Source organism: Komagataeibacter diospyri (assembly GCF_043995075.1).
In the GTDB taxonomy this organism is placed as follows: Bacteria; Pseudomonadota; Alphaproteobacteria; order Acetobacterales; family Acetobacteraceae; genus Komagataeibacter; species Komagataeibacter diospyri.
The window spans coordinates 561,660-579,932 of record NZ_CP171836.1; the positions used below are offsets into that span (position 1 = coordinate 561,660).

The following is an 18,273-nucleotide window of genomic DNA, read 5'->3' on the forward strand; positions in this document are numbered from 1 at the left end:
CCCGCATTAACAGGCACGAAAGCGCAGGGTGGACATATGCTGAACGTGTGGACAATGACATGTCGATCCTGACACGGCTGTTTCCGTTATGGGCGGTCCTTGTCTCGGTCGGGGCGATTGCGTTTCCCGCGCCGTTCATGACCTTGACCCCTGCCATAACCCCACTGCTTGCCTTCATCATGTTCACCATGGGGGTGACGCTGACGGCGGGGGATTTCATGCGCATCGCGCGCAGGCCGCAGCCGGTCGTGGCGGGCGTGGTGCTGCACTATCTTGTCATGCCGCTGGCGGCATGGGGGATCGCGCATATGCTGCGCATGCCACCCATGATCGCCACCGGCATGATCCTGGTGGGCTGTGTTTCCAGTGGTACGGCGTCCAATGTCATGATCTATCTGTCACGTGGCGATGTGGCGCTGTCGGTCAGCATCAGCACGCTTTCCACGCTGGTCGGTATTGTCGCCACCCCGGTGCTGACGCGGCTTTATGTATCGGCCGGTGTCAGCGTTGACAGTTGGGGCCTGTTTCGCAGCATTGTCGAAATCGTGGCCCTGCCGGTCATGGGTGGCGTGGTGGTCAATACAGCCTTTCCCCGGCTGGTCCGACGGATTGAACCGGTGCTGCCGCTGGTGGCCATGGTGTCGATCATGGCCATTATAGGCAGTATCGTAGCGGGTGTGCGCCCGTCACTTGCGGCGGTGGGACCGCTGGTGCTGGTGGGCGTGGTGCTGCATAACGCGATCGGGCTGCTGGGCGGATACTGGGGAGGGCGGCTGCTGGGTTTTGACGAGAGCGTGTGCCGCACGCTGGCGCTGGAGGTCGGCATGCAGAATTCCGGCCTGGCGGCAACATTGGGGCGGCTGTATTTCGCCCCGCTGGCGGCCCTGCCGGGGGCAGTGTTTTCCGTATGGCATAACATATCGGGATCGGCCCTTGCCGCCCTGTGGGCGGGGCGGCCCCCACGCGACGGTCGCCCTTAACCCCACGCATCGTCACCGCTATGGTGGCGGTGCGTTACCAGGCGTGTGTAGCAACAAAAAAAGTGCAATGACCAGCAGGATGATTGGCAACAGCCCAAGGCCGTTGAATCCGGTTCCCCTCGGTCCACCGTACCAGCCGGAGCGGTAACCATAGCCACCCCCGCCAATGGCGAAGATGATGAGGGCAATGATAAGAAGGGTCAGCATGGGATATACTCCGCGAAATGCCTGCTGATCCAACGGGCCATCATGGGGATGGTTCCTGTATTCAGGGATGTGTGCTTCATGCGGGACGAAAGATCATTAAATTAAAGCGGGTCAGGTCAGCCCGAAGGCTATCGTGTTACTGGATATGGCGGTTTTGCGCCCCGATGTTCGGGTATCGGATCCTGTGATTTTCTTTGACTGCCATAAAAATTGTCTCACCAGTCCCATGACCATAAGAAGTTTTTGGTGAAGCTTTTTTCAAAAAGCATTCAAAAAAATGCTGTCTTTTTGGAAAAAGGCAGCACCCGAAAACTTTTATTGTTTTTGATCGATGAATTATTCCGTAATGGGTTCTCGGGTATCCCTGCACTGGATTTCACATGGTTTCGCCCCATATCTTCCTGACTGGCCTGTATTATTCATGCTGAGGTAATGGTGTGATCCCGTTTTCCGTCCTTGACCTGTCCCTTATTACCTGCGGCGGCAGCGTGGGTGAAGCCTTCCGCAATACACTGGATCTGGCGCAACTGGCCGATGATCTGGGGTTTGCGCGCTACTGGCTGGCTGAACATCATGCCATGCCGGGTATTGCATCGGCTGCGACAGGTATCCTGATCGGGCAGGTGGCGGCGGCGACGCGCCGTATCCGTGTCGGCGCGGGTGGTGTCATGCTGCCCAACCATTCTCCGCTGGTCATCGCCGAACAGTTCGGCACGCTGGAAACCCTGTTTCCCGGCCGGATCGACCTGGGCCTTGGTCGCGCGCCGGGGGCGGACCAGCGCACGGCCCGCGCCCTGCGCCGCGACCCGCATGCGCCCGAACGCTTCGCGTCTGATGTGCTCGAACTGCTGCAGTATTTTGAACCGGCGGGACCTGAAGATACCCATATGATCCACGCCATACCCGGCATGGGCCTGCGGGTGCCGGTGTGGCTGCTGGGCTCATCGCTGTTTTCGGCGGTTCTGGCGGCCAGGCTTGGCCTGCCTTATGCCTTCGCATCCCATTTCGCACCGGGACAGATGGCGGAGGCGATCAGCCTGTATCGCACGCGGTTTGAACCCTCGGCCCGTTGCCCGAAGCCCCATGTCATGCTGAGCGTGAACATCATCGCGGCGGATGGGGAGGAGGAAGGCGCGTTTCTCGCCACCTCCCTGCAGCAGTATTTCATTGCCCTGCGACGGGGGCGGCCCATTGCCTTTCCTTCCCCGGTCACGGACACCACCGGTCTGTGGTCGCCAGCGGAGCAGGCAATGGTGGACCAGACCCTGTCCTGCACGTTTGCAGGCTCGATCCGGTCCATCATGCCACGCCTGCGTGACTTCATTACCCGGTATGGACCTGATGAGCTTCTGGTCGCACTGCCCATTCATGACCATGGGCTGCGGCGTCATGCCCTTGAGCTGACCGTTGCCATGCAGGATGCGCTATCGTCCGATCCGGATGCCCGGCCTTTTAAATAAAAGTTTGGGGAGCCGCCTTTTTTAAGATGGCATTATCCGCAGCATTTTTGAAAAATGCTTCCGGTTTTGAAGGTCTGTTCAGACTACCGGCGTCAGCAGCGGCCTGCCTGCAAAATGGGCGGCCAGATTGCCTACGACCAGGTTCCCCATCGCCAGCCGGGTTTCCACCGTGGCGCTGGCGCGGTGGGGCTGCAGGACCGTGCGTGGTGAGGTGCGCAGACCATCGGGGACATCGGGTTCATGCTCGAACACATCCAGCCCCGCGCCACCCAGTGTTCCATCCGCAAGGGCCGCGACAAGGGCAGCTTCGTCCACCACCGACCCGCGCGCCACGTTGATCAGCACACCATCCGGTCCCAGCGCATCCAGGATCTGCCGGTTGACCAGATGTCGTGAGTCCGCACCGCCGGATGCCGCCACCACCAGCACGTCGCTATGTTGCGCAAGCGTTGGCAGGTCCGGCACGAATGTATAGCCCGGCAGGGTCTTGTCACGGCGGTCGGTATAGGAAACCGGCATGCTGAACGCACTGGCGCGCATGGCCACTGCCTGCCCCACATGGCCCATGCCCAGTATGCCCAGCCTGCGCCCCGATACCCTGTGGCCCAGCGGTGGCGCGGGCCTGCTGCCCCATGCGCCGTCGCGCACATAACGGTCCGATGCAGGCAGGTCGCGCAGCAGCGCCAGCAGCAGCCCCATCGCCATGTCCGCAACGTCATCGGTCAGTACGCCCGGCGTGGTGGTGACATGGATGCCACGCCGCTTTGCTTCATTCAGGTCAATGGCGTCCGTGCCGATGCCGTTGACGGCGATGATTTCAAGGCGGGGCAGGCTGTCCATGACCGCGCGGGGCACGCCCGTACCACCGCCGGTCGCGATGCCGCGTATTGACCCGGCGATCCTGTCCAACGGTTCGCCCGGCATGGGGCGATGGACGGTATAGGCCGCATCAAGCTGTTTCTCGATTTCAGGCATCATGGGTTCAAGCAGCAGGATATCGGGCTTCATGTCAGACCTTTCGTACGGGGCAAGGGGATCAGGCCAGATAGGCACGTACCGACCCCAGTGCAGGGAAACTGGCTTCGACATCCGTGCCGTGTGCGACGAAAATGGTGCCGGTGGTGGAACCGGTCGTCACCACGCAGCCTGCATCAATACCCATGCCGCGCCGGGCTGCATGGTTGGCCAGCCATACCAGCATGCGCAGCGGGTCGCCCGCCGAATTGCCGCCTATGTGGTCTTTTACGACCTTGCCATCAATCTGTAGCACCACGCGTTCGTGTATCGGGTCCAGCGTGCGCCATGCACTGGTGCCGGGACCTACGATCAGTGCGCCATGGCTCTGCTGGTCTGCGGCATGTAGCAGTTTATGCAGTGATCCGGGCCGGGCGAAGCGGGTATCAAGGATTTCGATCACCGGGTGGGCCGTGCCAATGGCATCGAGCACTTCATCCCGTGTCCATGGCGTCGCCCGTGGGGGCAGGGTGCGGGCGAAGCGGTAGCCGATCTCGGCCTCGACACCCAGATGGTGGCATGTATTTGCCGGAACCGTATCGCCATCACCAAAAATGGTTGTGGTATGGATGGGCGCGCAGGCGGGCTCGGCATCCGGGCTGGACGCACCGACCTTCCACCCGCCAACCGGGCCAAGGGACCGCCCCACCGTATCCTGCACTGCATAGGCATCAGCTTCCGTATCCGGTACCAATGCCCCGTCCACGCTGGCGGGTGGCGGCAACTGGCCACGGCGTATGGCAAGGAGCAGTTCAGGCAGGCTGGTGGTGCTGGGCATGGAAATGGTGTTCCCCCGATACGGTCACGGCTGCGTCACGATGGCACATCACATCGCCCCACGCCATGCCGGGGCCGGAGATGTGCCTTGTGGTTGCGGGTAAAACGTCCCGTAGATCATCAAAATTTTTTGGTGAAGCTTTTTTCAAAAAGGCGGCATCCCCAAATTTTGATTATTTATCAGAATATTATTTTGAAAATGGGACCCATCACGACGGGGGCAGGGGAAAGTGGCACGCCGCTTCATGACCGGGACGGATGGGGCGCAGGACGGGTGCCTCCATCCGGCAACGGTCCTGCACGTATGGACAGCGGGTATGGAAACGGCACCCGGCGGGGCGGTTGACGGGACTGGGTATGTCGCCACCCAGCGGCGGCGGGGGCGTGGCGCCCACCACGGGGCGGGGCACGGCTGTGGTCAGGGCGGCGGTGTAGGGATGGGCGGGCTGGTGCAGCACGTCATCCGTCGCCCCCATTTCGACAATCGCGCCCAGATACATGACAGCCACCCGGGTGGAGACCTGACGCACCACCGCAAGGTCATGCGCCACGAACACATAGGTCAGCCCCAGGCGTGTGCGGAGGTCTGAAAACAGGTTGACGATCTGTGCCTGCACCGACACATCCAGCGCCGAAACCGGCTCATCCGCCACCACCAGCCGGGGGGACAGGGCAAGCGCGCGGGCAATGTTGATGCGCTGGCGCTGGCCGCCGGAAAATTCATGCGGATAGCGCGTCAGCGCCGTAACGGGCAGGCTGACCAGTTCCATGAGATCACGCACGCGCCGTTCAATATCCGCTGCCTGCCGCCTGCGCTGATCCGGGCCGGGATGGACACGCAGTGGTTCGGCCAGAAGGTCCCCGATGCGTCGGCGCGGATTGAGGCAGGCGCTGGAATCCTGAAACACCATCTGCATCCGGGGGCGTAACGGACGCAGTCGGCGCTCGGGCAGGGTGGTGATGTCGCGCCCTTCAAACACCACCTGTCCCGCTGATATGTCCGTTAGCCGCAGCATGCACCGTCCCAGCGTTGACTTGCCGCAGCCGGACTCCCCCACCAGTCCCAGCATTTCGCCCGGCATGACCGACAGGGATATGCCATCTACCGCCACCAGACGGTGTCCGCCGCTTACACGATAGCTCTTGGACAGGTTGCGCACTTCCATCAACGGGGCAGGGGATTGCGTATCGGTCATGGGCATGCATCCCCGAAGGTGTCGATGGGCCAGTCCGCCGCAGTGCGGGGCGGAAGCGGTGCGCCCTCGGCTGGCAGGACGCAGGCGGCTTCATGGTCGGGACCCAGCGGCAACAGCGCGGGCGGCGTGGTGGTGCATGCCGCATGGACATGGGCGCAGCGTGGGCCGAATGCACATCCGGGCGGTCGCGCCATGGGCACAGGGGGGGCCCCGGCAATGGCAGGCAGCCTGTCGGGCCGTGGACCATATAGCGGCGGGATGGAGTCCAGCAGTGCTGCGGTATAGGGGTGGCCGGGATGGCTGAATACCCGGTCCGATGGCCCCGTTTCCGCCACCCGGCCCGAATACAGCACCAGCGTGCTGTCACAGGTCTGGGCCACAACGCCCATGTCATGCGTAATCAGCAGTACGGATGACCCGTACGTGCCGCGCAGGGAGCGGATCAGGTCAAGGATCTGCGCCTGTACTGTTACATCCAGCGCGGTTGTCGGTTCATCGGCAATCAGTAGCGTGGGATTGCAGGACAGCGCCATGGCGATCATCGCACGCTGGCGCAGGCCGCCTGATAGCTGGTGGGGATAACGCCGTGCCATGCGTTCGGGATCGGGTACGCCCATTTCACCCAATATTCGTACGGTACGTGCCCGCGCCTGCGTGCGGGAGATGCGTTCATGGGCGCGGATCTGCTCATCAATCTGCCAGCCGATGGTATAGACGGGGGTGAAAGCCGTCATCGGGTCCTGGAAGATCATGGCGATGTCCCGCCCGCGCAAGCGACGTATCTGCCGGGGTGGCAGCCCGACCAGTTCCCGACCGCGAAAGCGCACCGATCCGCTGACCCGCACTCCCGGCGTGTCAATCAGACCCATGATCGCCATGGCGGTGACGGATTTGCCGGACCCGGATTCCCCCACCAGCCCCAGTATGCCCGCTTCCGGCAGGGTGAAGGAGACATGTTCGACAATCGGCACCATGCGCCCGCCTGCGGGAAAGCTGACACACAGGTCACTGACATCCAGCAGCGGGATCGTGGGGTCAGCTGGCATCACGCACCCGTGGGTCAAGGAACACATAGATCACGTCCACCGCCGCATTGGCCAGTACCACGAAAACGGCGGAATACATGACGGTGGCCATGATGACGGGCAGGTCCAGCGTGGTCAGTGCGCGATAGGTCAGGCGACCGACACCGGGCAGGCCGAACACCACTTCCGTCAGCAGCGCGCCACCACCCACCAGTTGGGCAAAATCCATCCCGAACAGGGATACGAAAGTAACCATGGATGTCCGCAGCCCATGCCACAGCAGCACGCGTATGGGTGACAGCCCCTTGGCGTGGGCCGTACGGATGAAGTCCTCGCCTGCTAGTGTTACAAGGTCCGTACGTAGCACGCGGCTGTAGATGCCAATGAACATGACCGCCAGCACGGTCCACGGAATGACCAGCGCCCTGAACCACCCCAGCGGGCTTTGGCTGAACGGCACGTAACCCAGCCCCGGTACCCATGAAAACAGCCATGTGTCGTGATAGCGGTTCTGGGTGACAAGGTTGGCGACCTCCCCCAGCCAGAACACGGGAATGGAAATCCCCACCAGCCCCAGCATCATAAGCCCCCGGTCCGCCCATGTATCCTTCATGGCCGCAGCCACCGTACCCATGGCGATGGACATCGTGACCCAGATGAACGCCGCCCCACAGACAAGGCATGCCGTGACGGGTGCCGCCTGCATGATTTCGGGCACCACCCGTTCGCCACGGTTGGCATAGGATGCAAGGTCGCGGGTAATGAACAGCTTCTTCATCATGATCACGTACTGCACCGGCAGCGGCTGGTCGAAGCCGTATTCATGGCGCACTTTTTCCATGATCTGTGGCGATGCGTTCCGTCCGGCGATACGGGCCGTGGGGTCCGCGCCGGGCGTTGCGAAAAAGACGCCGAACACCAGTACTGACACGCCAAACAGTACCAGCAGCGTCTGGCCCGCGCGATGCAGCAGGGCGGTCATGAACGCCGCCCTTCATCGCGCACGTCCAGCGCGTCACGTAACCCGTCGCCAAGGATGTTCAGCGCCAGCACCACGACCACGATCGCAATTCCGGGCGCTACGGCCACCATGGGGCGGGTGTAGATCAGGCCTTCGCCATCCTGAATGATGGTGCCCCATGAAGGTTGCGGCGCCTGCACCCCCAGCGAAAGAAATGACAGCGCACTTTCCGCCAGCAGCGCCAGCGCCATCAGCAGCGGGCCGAGTGTTATCAGTGTGGTCATGACATTGGGCACGATGTCGCGCAGCATGATCCGCCATCCCGGCACGCCCAGACAGCGCGCTGCGGTCACGAATTCCTGCTGCCGCAACGCCATGACCCGCCCGCGGATGGGGCGTGCGGCATAGGGCACGTACACCAGCGCGATGATCATGACGGGGATGAACAGGCTGTCCGCCCGCAGCACGAACGGGCCAAGGCGCACCTGCTGGCTGGTCATGACAATGGAAAGCGATATGGCGAACAGGTAAACCGGCACCGCCCACATGATGTCCATGAGCCGCGAGAGGACGGTATCGACAACCCCGCCAAAAAAGCCTGCCATAATTCCCACGCCCGTTGCCAGCAGCAGGCATACAATGGCCGCTCCCGCTGAAATCAGCAGTGAATTGCGCCCCCCATACAGCAGGCGGGCCATTACGTCGCGCCCCTGGCTGTCGGCACCCAGCATATACGTGGTGCGCCATGTTGGCCCGATGGGGCTGAGGCCAAGGTGCAGCGGGTTGTCATTGGGTTGCATGATGTCCACTTCACGCCCGTCCAGCATGATGGTGCCGGCCACGGTGGACTGGAACGGATTGGTCCGCGCAACACTATGGGCATAGAACGGGGCCAGAAGGCACGCCATTGTCATGACCACAAGCACACCAAGCGCCACCATGGCCGACGGGGTGCGCGCAAGATTGCGCGCGGCCTGCCGCCATGGGCCGGGGGATGTGGGCTGGGTCTGGGCGGGCATGATGGTATGGCACTCAGAAACTTGGGATCAGGACACGGATGCAGGGTGGCACCATATCCCCCGCTTGCGAAGGGGCTGGCGCATTTTATCCGATTTGACCGGCAGGCCGGGCATGATGACCTGTTTCATGACGGGCAGAAAGGGGACATGCATCCATGAAGACCGCGATATGTCCATGACCGCTTCCGGTTGATCGCCCTGACTGAAATCGGCGGCGGAGTGTGGATCATGCAATGTGGGTCTGGCTTTTTCGTGCGCAGACAGGTTCAGGCCGCGGATTACAGGAAGTTTTTGGTGAAGCTTTTTTCAAAAAGCTTCAAAGAACGCCGCCTTCTTGAAAAAAGGCGGCACCCGGAAACTTTCATTGCTTTCAGGATGTGCGGAAAAAGTCCGGAAATTCAGGCGTGTCACGTGCCGTACCGTGATTTTCCAGCAGGGCGACAGCGGTGGCGAAGCTGGGGGCAAGCGGCAGGAGCGGGGTCATGGTCGCCTGCCATGCATGGTACAGGTCGGCCTTGCCTTCATACACCACGGCGGATGGCCGGTTGTCGCGGTCCAGTTCCTGTATCCACCCGCCATGCCTGCGGTCGATCATGAAGGTGTCGATATAATCCCACAACGTGCGGTACCACTGTTCATACTGCCGGTGGCCCGTGCGTTTAAGCAGGGCGGCCGCCGCTGTCATGGCTTCCGCCTGGCACCAGTGGGGGCGGTTATGGACCACGGGATCATGGTTCCAGTCGATCGTGTAAACCAGCCCCGGCGCCCCATCGCGGGCCCATCCCGCTGTCATGCCGTTATGGAACATCTCGGTGGCGTCTTCCAGCAGCCATGCGGGCGCGCGGCCATCGGCGCGCAGCAATGCCGCCTCCAGCTTCAGCAGCAGATGCGCCCATTCCGTGAAATGGCCCGGCGTCATGCCATAGGGACGTAGCGGGTCAGCGGGCCGGTCGCGGTTGTAATCATCCAGCCGCCGCCAGTTGCGGTCGTAGTGTTCGGGCAGGCTGTAGCCCGCATCGCGCGCCAGTGTATGGATGAAGCGTTCGGCCACGCGCAGGCCCCGGTTGCGCCAGACGGGGTTGCCGGTTACATCGGCAGCCGCCATGCAGGCTTCAAGCGAATGCATGTTGGCGTTGGCACCCCGGTAATCTTCCTCATCCGACCAGTCGGCGGCGAAACTTTCGCGGAAAACGCCTTCTTTCTCGCTCCAGAAATACCGTTCCCATACCGCAAGCGCCTTATCCAGCAGCCTGCGCGCGCCCGCAATCCCCGCAACCGTGGCGGATGAGGCGGCCAGCACGACAAAAGCATGCAGGTACGCCTGCTTACGCCCGGCGTCGGACGGGTGGCCATCGGCGGGAGGAGCAGGAAACCAGCCGCCATTTTCATGGTCCGCCAATGGCCCCAGCAGGCAGTTGACCCCATGGGCCGCAAGCGGTCCGCAGCCGGGCAGCCCGCGTCCCGTCGCCACGGCATAAACATGGGTCATCCGCGCGCCCAGCGTGGTGTCGGCCGTGGAATCGGGCGGCAGCTCGCCCCGATCGTCCAGGGCTGCAAACCCGCAGGGCACGCGGGCAGCTCTGGAAAAATCCAGCAGTCGCTGTCCCTGCGTGTCCAGCCAGCGTCGGTGGGGCGAAAGGCGCAACCATGACGACGCCGGCACCATGAGTGAGGGCAGGGCTTCACCCATTGATGATCATGCCCCCGTTCACGTGCAGTGTCTGCCCGGTCATGTATGATGAATCCCGCGCCGCAAGGTAAACATAGGCCGGACCAAGCTCACTGGGCTGGCCAATGCGACCCATGGGGGTGTCCTTGCCAAGGTTGGCGACCGCCTGCGGGTCCACAGGCCCCCAGCTTGCAGGTTGCAGGGGAGTCCAGACCGGGCCGGGGGCAACCGCGTTGACCCGTATGCCCTTGGGCGCAAGCTGCAATGCAAGTGCCCGGGTAAAGCCCATTTCCGCCCCCTTGGTCGTGGTATAGGCGACCAGTGAGGCATTGCCCGCAAACGCATTGACCGAGGACGTATTGATGATCGCGCTGTCGCGTTCCAGATGCGGCAATGCCGCGCGGGTCAGGTAAAAATAGCCATTGATGTTCACGTCCATGTGACGCTGCCATGTTTCATCCGTAATATCGGTCAGGTCACTGCTGACGTATTGGACGGAGGCGTTATTGACCACGACATCAAGCCCGCCAAAGGCCTGTACCGTACGCGCCACCGCGTCATCGCATACCTGGCTGCATGATATATCGCCGCGTATGGCCAGCGCGCGCGCCCCTTCGGCTTCGATCAGGCGCACCGTTTCGTTGGCATCCTCGTCTTCTTCCAGGTACACGATGGCGACATCGGCCCCTTCACGTGCGAAATGCACGGCGGCGGCGCGCCCTATGCCACTGTCACCACCGCTGACCAGCGCCCTGCGTCCCTCCAGCTTGCCGCTGCCCCGATAATCAGCGCGGATATGTTCCGCTGGCGGATCAAGCAGGCGCTCGATGCCGGGCTGGTGGGGCTGGCTCTGTGCGGGAATGCTGTGGGACATGCGCGAACTCCGTCATGTGGTTTGCAGGGTGTGCCCATAAGGGCATGTTGACGGGGAAACCCTCCGTCACGCCCCCATGGCCGCCTTTTTCACGGCATGCGTACACGCATCGCGTCGCGCCGGGATATCAAGGTCGGTCATGCGGGGCACGTTGCCGGCACCGGGTTGCAGGATACCCGCCGTGCCATAGGCATAATCCATGTTGCCGTGTTCATCGGGCGGGACCGCGCCGGTATTACGGATCAGCGTATTCATGAGCGGCGTGGCGTCGGCATGCCCAGCCAGGCCATTTTGAATGCAGAAATTGAGGTAACCAGCCAGTCGCGCGCCCGGTGCCACGTCGATCATGGCCTCTGGTTTGCCGGTCGTTGGCATGACCATATCGCGCGCCATGACGGGAAGCATGCCTCCTCCGAACACGACGCTGATTGTCATGGCGGACAGGGTTATCATTGGGCGGTACGACATTGTTGCATCCTGCTGGCGGGACGTGAAATGACGTGGCAGCGCGGAATGGTGCGTTAGGGCAGTCTTTTTGCGGCCATCATGTGTTGCGTATTAAACCCGCTTCACGGCGACAGGTTGCATCAGGTGGGACAGGAAGCCGGAAGCTGCCGGCGCCGCGTGGTGGTTTACTGTCTGTATGGCCGGGCGGATATGGATTATGTTTCAGGGCAGGGGAGCGGACATCATGGTCCGTTGCCCAATGTCGTGCAGGAAGGAAAAAAAACGATGTCGGCACCCCCGCAGCGCCTGCGTGCAGACGAACTGATGTCCGCCGTGGCATCCGTCGTGGCGACGGAACCGGACATGATCGCGGACATGGCCAATATCGCAGCCATGATTTTCGAGGCACTGCCCGACCTCAACTGGGCAGGATTTTATATCTGGAAAGAAAACCAGCTTGTGCTGGGGCCGTTTCAGGGGCGGATGGCCTGCACCCGCATTGCCTATGGCAGGGGCGTATGCGGGACAGTGGCGCGGGAACGGCGGAGCCTTGTCGTACCCGACGTGCACGCCTTTCCCGGTCATATCGCCTGTGACGCCGCCTCGGCTTCCGAAATCGTGGTGCCGGTCATTGCGGGCGACCGGTTGCTGGGCGTGCTGGATATCGACAGTCCGGTGCGCGACCGTTTTTCCGATGCCGACCGGATCATGCTGGAAAAAATCGTGGACCTGCTGGTACAGGCCATCTCGGCCACGGCTGTATAGAAAAACCGTATCCGCATGTGAACGCTTCCGCCCGGCCCATGACCGGGTCAGGCGGAAAGGGATCAGGAATTTCCATACCTGATATAATCGGTCAGTTCACCCAGCAGGCTGTCAAGGAATGTGTGCGGCTGGGGCCTGTCGGATGTCGCGGCGGGATCGGCGGGCGGAACCGGGGTCTTGCCAGATGCAAGCTGCCACAGATATTCCGCCCACAGCCGTTCGGCCTGCATGGAAACAGCCGCCTTGCGCAGGTTGTCCAGTGCGCTGACCGCATCTGCATCGCCGCGTTTGACAAGGGGGATCAGGGCTTCAGCCGCATCACTGACGCGGGCCTGGCTTTCCTCGATCCGGGTGCCCAGCGTGAAGTAGGCTTCAGCAATGGTCCTGGTGTCCATGATATGATCTTCCTTTCCCGGATATAGGGTGCATGAGCTTAACGCACCCGTGCCACAGTCGCCAATCAGGGGAGGTATGCCCTGCGCACGCCCCGTGGCGACGGGATGGGTGTGGACATGAAAAAAGCCCGGCAGCACTGTGCCGGGCTTTCGTTGTGTGGGGTGATGTTTTCAGAACAGGAATATCAGCGCCGTTGAAAGGGCGAATGCGGCGGCGATCAGTGCCGGTCCCGCAATATCCCAGCTTTCAAGACGTCCGGTCCGTGGTGCGCCAGCAAGGCGCTGGCGGCGCAGGTGTATCCACATTGTAGCCTCCGGCAGAAGCATTCAGGCCAGCTTGCGTCCCGATCCGGACGCGGACTGAACCATCATATGAAGATAAACGACAGCCATAGTGCGAGCGTGAGCAGGACCATGCCAATGCCAATCATGTCAATGACATCGGGATTGGAGCGGTAACGGGTTCCCCGATCCATGGTGACCTCCAGTCCGGGCGACGAAAAATCACCCGATGCAGCCGATGTAGGCAGGCAGGGGCCGACAGAGAAGGGCCAGTCATGCTCCCAAGCGGGGAGGCAGCCCGATTATCCATCACGTTTGTGACATCATGCCCGTCAGGCCGCGTCGCATCCGGTGCGCCTGCCTGACAGGGGATGGATAACAAAGGGCTGGAGGGGCGGGTCAGTCGCCGGCCTGCTCCAGTTCATCATTGATCTTCAGCGCCAGGCGCGCCATCTGCAGCGCCCCTTCCCGGCTGCCCGCGCCACAGATGAAGCGGGCGGGATGGGCGAATACCGCGTCAGGCACGCCCGATACTTTGGCCAGTGTTTCCCCATCCAGTCCGCGCCAGGCTTCAGGCAGGGAGACACGCTGCCCGAAATCGCCGCGTACGGGTGGCACTGCCTTGACGTTCCAGCGGTCCGGGGCCGCGGGCGAGACGACATAGACGACGGGCAGGTCGTTTTCGAAAATGACCTTTTCGGTCGGCATGCCCGTATCCATCAGCAGGATGCGTTTGTCCTCGGCGGCTTCATAGGCGGTCATGACCCGGGCTGCCGCCTTCAGGCTGGCGCGCACGCGGTCCACCACATTGACCAGATGGGAGGCGACGGTCGTCGCAGCATTGGCGAAGCCCAGCGTCTCGCGCCGTTTTGCTTCTTCGGGTCCATACAGTTCAATGGTGTCCCATGCCGGGCGGCACGACGACACGATATCGGCCAGCGACAGCTTGCCCATTTTCACGACGCCATTGTCATCTTCGTCAATTGGCAGGACCAGCGATTTGTCGATGGCCTGCCATATGGCGGCGATGTCCGCTTCATCCACCTGTGTCTGTACAATATTGCGGATGGCGGCAATCCCGTAATCCTTCCACAGCAGGCCCGCGGCACTGTAGGGCGTTCCGTCATCACGCAGGGGCTTGTCCTTCATGTGATGGTCGTAACGACCCTTTGCCGGGGCATACTGGCCACCCACGTCAAACACGATATGGGACGCCGCGATCTGTTCGGGCGAGCGTGAACGGATGAATTCCAGCCGGTCGGCAGGCCCGTCCCCCAGAATACGTGCGCGCAGGTCCCCCCCCGGTGCAAGGGCGTAGTGAAGGATGACATAGCCCAGCGTCTCATCAACGTGGAAATTCCCCGAATGGGTCAGCGCCCGGACGGGGGCGGCCGCGTTATCAAGACCAATGGGGGTATGTTCGGACATGGAAAACCTGCTGACAGACAAGAATGGAATTCTGATATGCCCCCTCATGCCGCAAAGGCCAGCCCAAGACAACAGACTTCATCACCGCATTACGGGAAGAAGGAGACGGGCGAAAGCCGGAAGACAGGCATATGTCATGCCATTGGCGGCACCAGAAAATTTCTTAATGATTGCCGGATTGTTCAGGACGGCACTGTCTTAATATGCGCCACGACCGTCATGCGGGTGATGTTCTCCATGCTGCTGGTTTTCATGCCAGTAGAGCGGATGATCCCGATGTCGGTCATGGCATCCCGCAAGGCAGATGATGATGGCGCAGGCCATGAATATCCAAGGAATATGGCGCATGACAGGCCCCCTGTTGCTACGCCTGCAACGCGGGCACAGGGGGAAGGTTTGAAGGGGACGATCCTTGCTGTTCGGGATGGATGTGATCCGCTGCAGGCTATGGCGTATCACGCCATGTGCTGACGGCATCCATGCCAATTTTCAGCAGGTCCGTCGTGCGCGCAGGGCTGTCGCTTTCCACATACACCCGCAGTTCCGGCGCGTTGCCTGATGGACGCAGGTGAACGATTTCCCCATTTTCAAAGGTCATGCGCAGGCCATCGGTTTCATCAACATGCGCAAGCCCGCCGCAGGCATCCAGCAGTCCCAGTGCTGCGACCCCTTTGGCCGGGTCCGCCCGCAAGGCGGTAATCCGCGCCTGACTCTGCGCAGTCGGCATTTCCACCAGCCGGTCGCTGAGCGTGAAGCGCGGGGGCAGGGTGGCCACAAGCCCGGCCAGATCCACACCCTGCTGCCGTGCCGCGACAAGGGCGCAGATCATGGGCAGCATGGAATCCCGCGTGGGCAGTGCGCCAAGGGTGCGCGCGCCCTGGGTCACGTCACTGGCCAGCAGGAAACCGCCATTGGCTTCATACCCGACGGAGGGCAGCAGCCCGGCCTCGGCCGCCTCGGTCATGGCCGCGACGACAAAGGGGGAGCCGATGCGGGTGCGCCGTATGTCACGGACGAAACCAGCCTGTTCCAGTGCGGTGTTGCTGCTGACCGGTGTGGTCACGGCGGCCGCGCCCAGGAAGCGCGCGGCAATAATTCCCAGCACGTCCCCCCGTAGCCAGTTACCATGTCGGTCCGCCAGCAGCGGACGGTCGGAATCGCCATCGGTGGTCAGGATGGCGTCCAGCGTGCCATCGCTGGCCCATTCGCGTGCCAGGGCCGCATCTTCGGGGCGCACGGCTTCGGTATCGACGGGAATGAAGTCATCCTTACGGCCCAGCGGGACGGCGGTGCCGCCCAGTGCCTCGACAATTTCCACCATCACGTCACGCCCCACGGCGGAATGCTGGTAAATGCCCAGTTTCAGGCCGGACAGGGCATCAGGGCCAAAAAAATCCTGGTAACGGGCAACAAAGCCCGGCACGACATCCGTGATAACCGGTAGCGTGATGTCACGCGCCAGCGCCCCGTCCGTGTCAAACCAGCCATCGGGCAGGGTCACATCCTGTTGGCGCATAGTGGCTTCATCGGTCTTGAGGAATTCACCACGCGCGCGGTTGAACTTGATACCATTGCGATCAGCCGGGATATGGCTGCCCGTCACCATAAGTGACGGGATACCCAGCGTGAATGCATGCAGGCACAGCGCGGGTGTTGGCACGTACCCGCAGAAAACCGGCACGCCCCCCATATACGTGATGGCCGCGACACAGGCGCGCAGGATGCGCGGCGTGCTGGGGCGCAGGTCGCCTGCCACCGCGACCTGCGTGCCGGGCAGGAATTCACCCAGACTGGCCAGATGTTTGAGATAGCCCACCGTATAGGCAAAGCAGACGGAATCCGTCATGGCGGTCACAAGGCCACGTGCGCCGCTGGTACCGAAGGCGACACCGGACTGCTTCATCCACTGGGCTATTTTCATGTGTTTCTCTCACGACTGTGGTGTGGTTCGGGGTGAATGTTCACCTGATGGCCTGTCCGGCCTGAACACATGCGACGCGACGGGGTTGAGACACATGATCGTGCCCACCCGCAGGATTGCCATGGCGACAGGCTGGTTTTCGCCCGTCATGTGCCGCTGGTCCGGACATGTCATGCCGTTTTGTCGCCACGTTCCATCAGGATCATGTCGTCCAGTGAATCATGAAAATGCGGCTGGAAAAAGCCCCGGTCCCACGCGGCGCGAAGGGGACGGCCACGCCCCATGGCACAGCGCATGACACGGAGGCCGGGCATCAATCCAGTGTTGCCGGCACGACCGCCACACCGGCACCCGGGCATGATTTTGCGATCTGCATGCGCTGGATGGCTTCCATCTTGCCCTTTTCACGCGCCAGAACCCCCGCCACGTCTGATCCGGTCATTTCAGACAGCGGCACGCCCAGCGCCAGCACACCCCACGTATCGGTCTTGTGCGCCCGGCGCTGCTTGTTGGTCAGGGTTTCCAGCGTATCGCCTTCCTTCAGCTCTTCCTGGCCGAGCTGCTGGCAGTCCATGCTGGCATAGGCGGTATCCGGAACATAAGTCGCCTTGACGTTCTTCGGGCTGGATGCGCACCCGGCCAGCAATGCAAGACCCGACAGGACAAAAAATCTTTTCTTTACGTTCTCTCCATAAACGGAGAGATTGTGTTACATACCGTCACATTGTCAGGTAGCCGGAAACTGCATGGCTGTGACGCATGCATCAGGTCCTGTCATGGGAATAAGGGCACCCTGAGCGGGCAGGGTGTATCATCGCTTCATGAAAAATCATGGCTTCCTCGCCTTCTGCGCCGCATTACCGGGCTTCAGTCGGGGTAATGACGGGAACGCGCCAGCCCGGAACCGCCATCTGTATCAAAATCTGTCAGTGGCGACTGGCCGGATTGCGCGCGTCCCCTTCACATCCGGTTACGGGGCAGTATCGACCACCACGATTTCGCTATCCTCCAGTGCGCGGACACGCAGCGTTTCGGTATCGGAAATGGCGGCGCCGTCACGTTCATGCACTATCGTGCCCTCGATTTCCACACTACCGCGCGCGGGCACCAGATAGCCAAGCCGGTCCGTGCCCAGCGGGTAATCGGCAACCTGTCCCTTCTTCAGCGTCGCCCCCAGTACGCGGGCATCGGCATTGATCGGCAGGGCGTCGTCATCTTTCCCCCGGCCCGAGGCAAGGACCACGAAACGTCCCGCCCGGTCCCCCTTGGGAAAAGATCGCGTGCCCCATGATGGCACATGGCCTGCACGGTCGGGCATGATCCAGATCTGGAACAGGCGGGTGGCCACGTCCTCGCGGTTGTGTTCGGCATGGCGGATGCCGGTGCCCGCCGACATGACCTGCACATCACCCGCGTCTGTCCGTCCGGTATTGCCAAGGCTGTCGGTATGGGTAATCGCGCCTTCGCGGATATAGGTGATGATTTCCATATCCCGGTGCGGATGGGTGCCAAAACCGGTGCCGGGCGCGATCATGTCATCATTCCATACCCGCAGCGCGCCCCAGTTCATGCGGTCGGGGTCGTGGTAATGTGCGAACGAGAAATGGTGGCGTGCATCCAGCCAGCCATGGTCGGCGTGGCCCAGCTGGCCAAAGGGGCGAACTTCAATCATCGGTTTTTCTCCAGTTGGCTGCGTTGACTATGGGGTCACGTTAGCGTCTGGCCGGTATTGCGTATATGGAAATGGAAGAAAGGTATTGTTTCCATTTATTGATCATAAGGGATGGCAGGGAGGGAGACACGCCGGGGTCGATAAGTTATGGAAACATGCAATGGGAATCATTGCGTGGGAT

Annotated in this window: 22 protein-coding genes; 4 read left to right on the plus strand and 18 right to left on the minus strand. The window is 61.8% G+C overall.

Annotated features, from left to right (window positions below; genetic code table 11):
- Nucleotides 1-59: 59 nt before the first annotated feature.
- The gene (locus ACE2AA_RS02545; protein ID WP_395370998.1) at nt 60-980 is read left to right on the plus strand and encodes a bile acid:sodium symporter family protein; all 921 of its coding nucleotides are present in this window, start codon (nt 60-62) and stop codon (nt 978-980) included.
- Nucleotides 981-998: 18 nt separating this feature from the next.
- Here ACE2AA_RS02545 and ACE2AA_RS02550 read toward each other — a convergent pair whose 3' ends face one another.
- Entirely contained in the window at nt 999-1,187 is a 189-nt protein-coding gene (locus tag ACE2AA_RS02550; protein WP_141259738.1) for a hypothetical protein, read from the minus strand.
- Between the two features lie 437 nt (nt 1,188-1,624).
- Here ACE2AA_RS02550 and ACE2AA_RS02555 point away from each other — a divergent pair, with 437 nt between their 5' ends.
- The gene (locus ACE2AA_RS02555; protein WP_395371000.1) at nt 1,625-2,647 is read left to right on the plus strand and encodes an LLM class flavin-dependent oxidoreductase; all 1,023 of its coding nucleotides are present in this window, start codon (nt 1,625-1,627) and stop codon (nt 2,645-2,647) included.
- Nucleotides 2,648-2,725: 78 nt separating this feature from the next.
- On the opposite strand, the gene ACE2AA_RS02560 is transcribed toward ACE2AA_RS02555, so the two are convergent.
- The 9 genes from ACE2AA_RS02560 to ACE2AA_RS02600 all read right to left on the minus strand — a co-directional run bounded on the left by ACE2AA_RS02560 (nt 2,726) and on the right by ACE2AA_RS02600 (nt 11,650).
- Entirely contained in the window at nt 2,726-3,655 is a 930-nt protein-coding gene (locus ACE2AA_RS02560) for a 2-hydroxyacid dehydrogenase (RefSeq protein ID WP_395371001.1), read from the minus strand.
- A gap of 28 nt (nt 3,656-3,683) precedes the next feature.
- On the minus strand, nt 3,684-4,439 hold the full coding sequence (locus ACE2AA_RS02565; protein ID WP_395371003.1) for a 2-keto-4-pentenoate hydratase: 756 nt from the start codon (nt 4,437-4,439) through the stop codon (nt 3,684-3,686).
- Nucleotides 4,440-4,647: 208 nt separating this feature from the next.
- On the minus strand, nt 4,648-5,634 hold the full coding sequence (locus ACE2AA_RS02570; protein ID WP_395371005.1) for an ABC transporter ATP-binding protein: 987 nt from the start codon (nt 5,632-5,634) through the stop codon (nt 4,648-4,650).
- Nucleotides 5,631-6,680 (minus strand): ABC transporter ATP-binding protein, encoded by a 1,050-nt coding sequence (locus tag ACE2AA_RS02575; protein WP_395371007.1) that lies wholly within the window; start codon nt 6,678-6,680, stop codon nt 5,631-5,633. Before ACE2AA_RS02575 ends, ACE2AA_RS02570 begins: the two co-directional genes overlap by 4 nt.
- Nucleotides 6,670-7,641: an ABC transporter permease gene (locus tag ACE2AA_RS02580; RefSeq protein ID WP_395371009.1), complete on the minus strand. Its 972-nt coding sequence runs from the start codon at nt 7,639-7,641 to the stop codon at nt 6,670-6,672. The genes ACE2AA_RS02575 and ACE2AA_RS02580 overlap by 11 nt, the downstream gene beginning before the upstream one ends.
- Nucleotides 7,638-8,639, minus strand: coding sequence for an ABC transporter permease (locus ACE2AA_RS02585; RefSeq protein WP_141298928.1), 1,002 nt, complete (start codon nt 8,637-8,639; stop codon nt 7,638-7,640). The genes ACE2AA_RS02580 and ACE2AA_RS02585 overlap by 4 nt, the downstream gene beginning before the upstream one ends.
- A 370-nt stretch (nt 8,640-9,009) precedes the next feature.
- Complete coding sequence (locus ACE2AA_RS02590; protein ID WP_395371010.1) at nt 9,010-10,329, minus strand: AGE family epimerase/isomerase; 1,320 nt, start codon at nt 10,327-10,329, stop codon at nt 9,010-9,012.
- Complete coding sequence (locus ACE2AA_RS02595; RefSeq protein ID WP_395371012.1) at nt 10,322-11,182, minus strand: glucose 1-dehydrogenase; 861 nt, start codon at nt 11,180-11,182, stop codon at nt 10,322-10,324. Before ACE2AA_RS02595 ends, ACE2AA_RS02590 begins: the two co-directional genes overlap by 8 nt.
- A gap of 66 nt (nt 11,183-11,248) precedes the next feature.
- Nucleotides 11,249-11,650: a hypothetical protein gene (locus ACE2AA_RS02600; protein WP_395371013.1), complete on the minus strand. Its 402-nt coding sequence runs from the start codon at nt 11,648-11,650 to the stop codon at nt 11,249-11,251.
- A 264-nt stretch (nt 11,651-11,914) separates the two neighbouring features.
- Between ACE2AA_RS02600 and ACE2AA_RS02605 the strand changes: the two genes are divergently transcribed.
- Nucleotides 11,915-12,394, plus strand: coding sequence for a GAF domain-containing protein (locus ACE2AA_RS02605; protein ID WP_141259749.1), 480 nt, complete (start codon nt 11,915-11,917; stop codon nt 12,392-12,394).
- A gap of 62 nt (nt 12,395-12,456) precedes the next feature.
- Here the strand turns inward: ACE2AA_RS02605 and ACE2AA_RS02610 are convergent, their stop codons facing one another.
- The 3 genes from ACE2AA_RS02610 to ACE2AA_RS02620 form a co-directional block, all read right to left on the minus strand.
- Nucleotides 12,457-12,789: a hypothetical protein gene (locus tag ACE2AA_RS02610; protein WP_395371014.1), complete on the minus strand. Its 333-nt coding sequence runs from the start codon at nt 12,787-12,789 to the stop codon at nt 12,457-12,459.
- A gap of 171 nt (nt 12,790-12,960) precedes the next feature.
- Complete coding sequence (locus tag ACE2AA_RS02615; protein WP_264371833.1) at nt 12,961-13,095, minus strand: hypothetical protein; 135 nt, start codon at nt 13,093-13,095, stop codon at nt 12,961-12,963.
- Nucleotides 13,096-13,470: 375 nt separating this feature from the next.
- Nucleotides 13,471-14,499 carry an MYG1 family protein gene (locus tag ACE2AA_RS02620; RefSeq protein ID WP_141259751.1) on the minus strand — a complete coding sequence of 343 codons (1,029 nt, stop codon included), beginning with the start codon at nt 14,497-14,499 and terminating at the stop codon, nt 13,471-13,473.
- Here ACE2AA_RS02620 and ACE2AA_RS02625 point away from each other — a divergent pair.
- Nucleotides 14,488-14,970 carry a hypothetical protein gene (locus tag ACE2AA_RS02625; protein WP_395371015.1) on the plus strand — a complete coding sequence of 161 codons (483 nt, stop codon included), beginning with the start codon at nt 14,488-14,490 and terminating at the stop codon, nt 14,968-14,970. The two genes, ACE2AA_RS02620 and ACE2AA_RS02625, sit on opposite strands and share 12 nt — an antisense overlap.
- On the opposite strand, the gene ACE2AA_RS02630 is transcribed toward ACE2AA_RS02625, so the two are convergent.
- The 5 genes from ACE2AA_RS02630 to ACE2AA_RS02650 all read right to left on the minus strand — a co-directional run bounded on the left by ACE2AA_RS02630 (nt 14,945) and on the right by ACE2AA_RS02650 (nt 18,092).
- Nucleotides 14,945-16,402 carry a phosphomannomutase gene (locus ACE2AA_RS02630; RefSeq protein ID WP_395372090.1) on the minus strand — a complete coding sequence of 486 codons (1,458 nt, stop codon included), beginning with the start codon at nt 16,400-16,402 and terminating at the stop codon, nt 14,945-14,947. The two genes, ACE2AA_RS02625 and ACE2AA_RS02630, sit on opposite strands and share 26 nt — an antisense overlap.
- A 27-nt stretch (nt 16,403-16,429) precedes the next feature.
- Nucleotides 16,430-16,570: a hypothetical protein gene (locus ACE2AA_RS02635; protein WP_395371017.1), complete on the minus strand. Its 141-nt coding sequence runs from the start codon at nt 16,568-16,570 to the stop codon at nt 16,430-16,432.
- A gap of 20 nt (nt 16,571-16,590) precedes the next feature.
- Complete coding sequence (locus tag ACE2AA_RS02640; protein ID WP_154675771.1) at nt 16,591-16,734, minus strand: hypothetical protein; 144 nt, start codon at nt 16,732-16,734, stop codon at nt 16,591-16,593.
- Nucleotides 16,734-17,066 (minus strand): hypothetical protein, encoded by a 333-nt coding sequence (locus ACE2AA_RS02645; protein WP_227000531.1) that lies wholly within the window; start codon nt 17,064-17,066, stop codon nt 16,734-16,736. Before ACE2AA_RS02645 ends, ACE2AA_RS02640 begins: the two co-directional genes overlap by 1 nt.
- Before the next feature lie 324 nt (nt 17,067-17,390).
- Nucleotides 17,391-18,092 (minus strand): pirin family protein, encoded by a 702-nt coding sequence (locus ACE2AA_RS02650; protein ID WP_141298941.1) that lies wholly within the window; start codon nt 18,090-18,092, stop codon nt 17,391-17,393.
- Between the last annotated feature and the right edge of the window lie 181 nt (nt 18,093-18,273).